This window comes from Microbacterium sp. (assembly GCF_051953575.1).
Classification (GTDB): Bacteria; Actinomycetota; Actinomycetes; order Actinomycetales; family Microbacteriaceae; genus Microbacterium.
This window is the reverse complement of sequence record NZ_JBQCIP010000091.1, coordinates 1-3,443: the sequence shown is the minus strand read 5'-3', so window position 1 is coordinate 3,443 and position 3,443 is coordinate 1. Positions and strand designations below refer to the sequence as shown.

Annotated in this window: 3 protein-coding genes; all 3 read right to left on the bottom strand. The window is 70.1% G+C overall.

The window, feature by feature from the left end; all coding sequences use genetic code 11:
• Window positions 1-680, bottom strand: a 680-nt coding sequence (locus ACTHNQ_RS06325; RefSeq protein WP_440332079.1) for an ABC transporter permease subunit, incomplete at its 3' end; no start/stop codon positions are given.
• On the bottom strand, window positions 677-2,074 hold the full coding sequence (locus ACTHNQ_RS06320; RefSeq protein ID WP_440332077.1) for an ABC transporter permease: 1,398 nt from the start codon (window positions 2,072-2,074) through the stop codon (window positions 677-679). The genes ACTHNQ_RS06320 and ACTHNQ_RS06325, both read right to left, overlap by 4 nt.
• The coding region (locus ACTHNQ_RS06315; protein ID WP_440332075.1) for an ABC transporter ATP-binding protein at window positions 2,071-3,443 on the bottom strand (1,373 nt) is incomplete at its 5' end. The genes ACTHNQ_RS06320 and ACTHNQ_RS06315, both read right to left, overlap by 4 nt.

Here is a 3,443-nt window from a genome sequence, read left to right as displayed (position 1 = left end):
TAGAGGAATCCGGTCAGACCGGCGACCAGCACGTTGAGGACGACACCGACGATCACCTGGTCGACGAGGTACTTGATCGAGAACGCCGCCAGCACGAACGCCACCAGCACGCCGCCGATCATCGCGCCGAGAAGGCCGACGAACGGGTTGTGCGTGATGCTCGACAGCAGCGCCGCCACGAACGCGCCGAACAGGAACTGCCCCTCGATCGCGACGTTGACGACACCCGACCGCTCGCCGATGACGCCGCCGAGCGCACCGAAGATCAGCGGGATCGACAGCGACACCGCGCCGAACAGGAGGCCGGTGACGGGCACCAGTCCGCCCGAGGCCGCCCACACGAGGAACGCGAAGATGCCGAGCACGCCGTACACGATCGGCAGCCACGGGCCGGGGCGCCGGTAGCTGTAGGCCGCCCACAGGGCGTAGATCGTGAGGCCGAGGAGCACGACCCACACGGACCAGGCCGTGACCGCCGTCGGGACCGCCACCGTGGGCAGGTCGAGCGCCGACCGGGGGTCGCCGAGACGGAACCGGCTGACGCCGTTGCGCGGCGCGGCCAGGAACAGCAGTGCGAGCAGGCCCGTGACGATCGCCAGCGAGACCGCGAGCTTGTAGTGGCGCAGCTTCACCGGCGCCGCAGCGGCGACGGGGTGATCGACGACGGCGACCGAGGTCATGCCGACACCGCCTTCGGGTTCTTGGGCTCGGAGGGTCGCTTGGCGGCCTTCGCGCGCGCCTTGGCGGCCTTCTCGGCATCGGTCTTGGGCAGGAAGAAGATCGTGCGCACGAGCGGCGGCGCAGCGATGAACAGCACGATGAGCGACTGCACCACGAGCACGATGTCGACCGGGATGCCCTGCGAGGCCTGCATCGTGAAGCTGCCCGCCTTGAGCGCGCCGAACAGGATGCCGGCGGCGAAGGTGCCCCAGGCCCGGCTGCGGCCGAGCAGCGCCACGGTGATGGCGTCGAAGCCGATGCCCGCGTCGATGAATGCGTCGAAGCCGCTGACCACGGAGCCCTGGATCTGGTTCATCGCAGCGAGGCCCGCGAGGCCACCGGCGAAGAGCATCGCGTAGACGTACATGCGCTGCACCGAGATGCCGGCGGCGCGTGCCGCGTGCGGGTTCTCGCCCACGGCGCGCAGGCGGAAGCCGAGGCTGGAGCGCTCGATGAGCCACCACACGAAGACCGTCGCGCCGATGACGATCACGAAGCCCCAGTCCAGCAGCGGGAAGCGCGGGCCGAGCAGGTCGGGGAACTGCGCGTTCGCGGGGGTGGGGTTCGAGATCGGCTGGTTGCTGCCGGTCGCCTGAAGCAGACCCGGGGTGCGCACGAGCCACATCACAAGGTACAGAGCGACGTAGTTGAGCATGATCGTGAGGATCACCTCGTGCGCTCCGGTGCGTGCCTTCAGCAGACCGACGATGCCACCCCAGATCGCACCACCGGCGATGCCGGCGATGAGGGTGAGCGGCAGCTGGATCCACATCGGCAGGCCCAGCTGGAAGGTGACCAGTCCGGCCGTGGCGGCACCGATCAGCATCTGGCCGCGGCCACCGATGTTGAACAGGCCCACACGGAAGGCGAGCGCCACGCCGAGACCGGCCGCGATCAGCGGGGCGGCGAAGCCCAGCGTGTTCGTGAGCGGCCGGATCTGGGCCGCGAAGTCGTCGACGCGGGCGTTGAAGATCGCGCCTCGGAAGAGCGCCTCATAGCCGCCGTACACCGCGTTCCAGATGGCGACGAACGTGTCGCCGGGCCGAGCGAAGAAGTAGGACGACGCGGCGCGCACGTCCTCGTCGGTGAAGGCGATGAGGATGCCGCCGACGATCATCGCCGCGACGATCGCGAGGATCGTCGTGACCGCGCTGCCTCGCAGCAGCTCCTTGATGAAGACGTTCTGGCGCGGCGGCGGGGGGACGTCGCCGTCCACCGCACCGGGGGCATCCGCCGTCGGCGCCGGAAGATCCGGCGAACCGGTCAGGGGCCCGGACACCGACGGGAGCTGCTCGGGCGGGAGACCACGCGCCGGTTCGGCTGCGGGAGTGGATCCCGTGGACTCGTCGTTCACGCGGCTGCTCCGCTCTCGGGCGTCTCGCCCGCCATCATGAGGCCCAGCGCGTCGCGGGGCGTATCGCTGGGAACGATGCCGACGATCGCCCCGCGGTACATCACCGCGATGCGGTCGGCGAGCGCGACGACCTCGTCGAGCTCCGTCGAGACGACGAGTACGGGCACGCCCGAGTCGCGCGTCTCGACGATGCGCTGGTGGATGAATTCGATCGAGCCGACGTCGACGCCGCGGGTCGGCTGGGCGGCCACGAGCAGCTTGAGGTCGCGGCTCATCTCCCGGGCGATGACCACCTTCTGCTGGTTGCCGCCCGACAGGGTGCCTGCGGGCACGTCGGGCCCCTGCGTGCGGATGTCGTACTCGGCGATGCGCGCCTTCGCGAACTCCTCGAGCGCGGCACGGCGGATGGTGCCGCCGCCGACGAAGTCGCGGTCGCCCGACCGATCGAGGATGAGGTTCTCGGCCACCGTGAAGGTGCCGACGAGGCCGTCCTCGGTGCGGTCCTCGGGCACGAACCCGACCCCCTCGTCGAGGATGCCGCGGATGCTCTTGCCGACGAGCTCGGTTCCCCCGAGCATCACCGAACCGCTCACGCGATCGGCGAGGCCGATGATGGCCTCGACGAGCTCGGTCTGGCCGTTGCCCTGGACGCCCGCGACAGCGAGCACCTCGCCGGGGCGGATGTCGAAGCTCACATCGTCGACGACGACGGCGCCCTCCGCGGTGATGACGCGCAGCGCGTCGACCTGCAGGCCCGCACCGTCGCCGAGGCGCGGCGGATCCTTGTGGACGGTGAGCTCGACGGCGCGGCCCACCATGAGCGAGGCGAGCTCGGCGTTGGATGCCGTCGGCGACGCCTCGCCGACGACCTTGCCCAGGCGGATCACGGTGATGCGGTCGGCGACGGCGCGCACCTCGCGCAGCTTGTGCGTGATGAAGACGATGGACGTCCCCTCGTCACGCAGCTGCCGCATGATCGCCATGAGCTCGTCGGTCTCTTGCGGAGTGAGCACGGCTGTGGGCTCGTCGAAGACCAGCACCTTCGCGTCGCGGGCGAGCGCCTTGATGATCTCGACGCGCTGCTGCACGCCCACGGGGAGATCGCCGACGATCGCGTCGGGGTCGACCTCGAACCCGAACCGGGCGGCCACGTCCCGGACGTGCTGACGCGCCGAGTTGAGATCGAGCGCACCGAGGCCCTTGGTGGTCTCGTGGCCGAGCATGACGTTCTCGGCGACGGTGAAGACGGGGATGAGCATGAAGTGCTGGTGCACCATGCCGATGCCGGCGGCCATGGCGTCGCCCGGGCCGCGGAAGTGCTGGACCGCGTCGTCCAGCAGGATGTCGCCCTCGTCGGCCTGATAGAGGC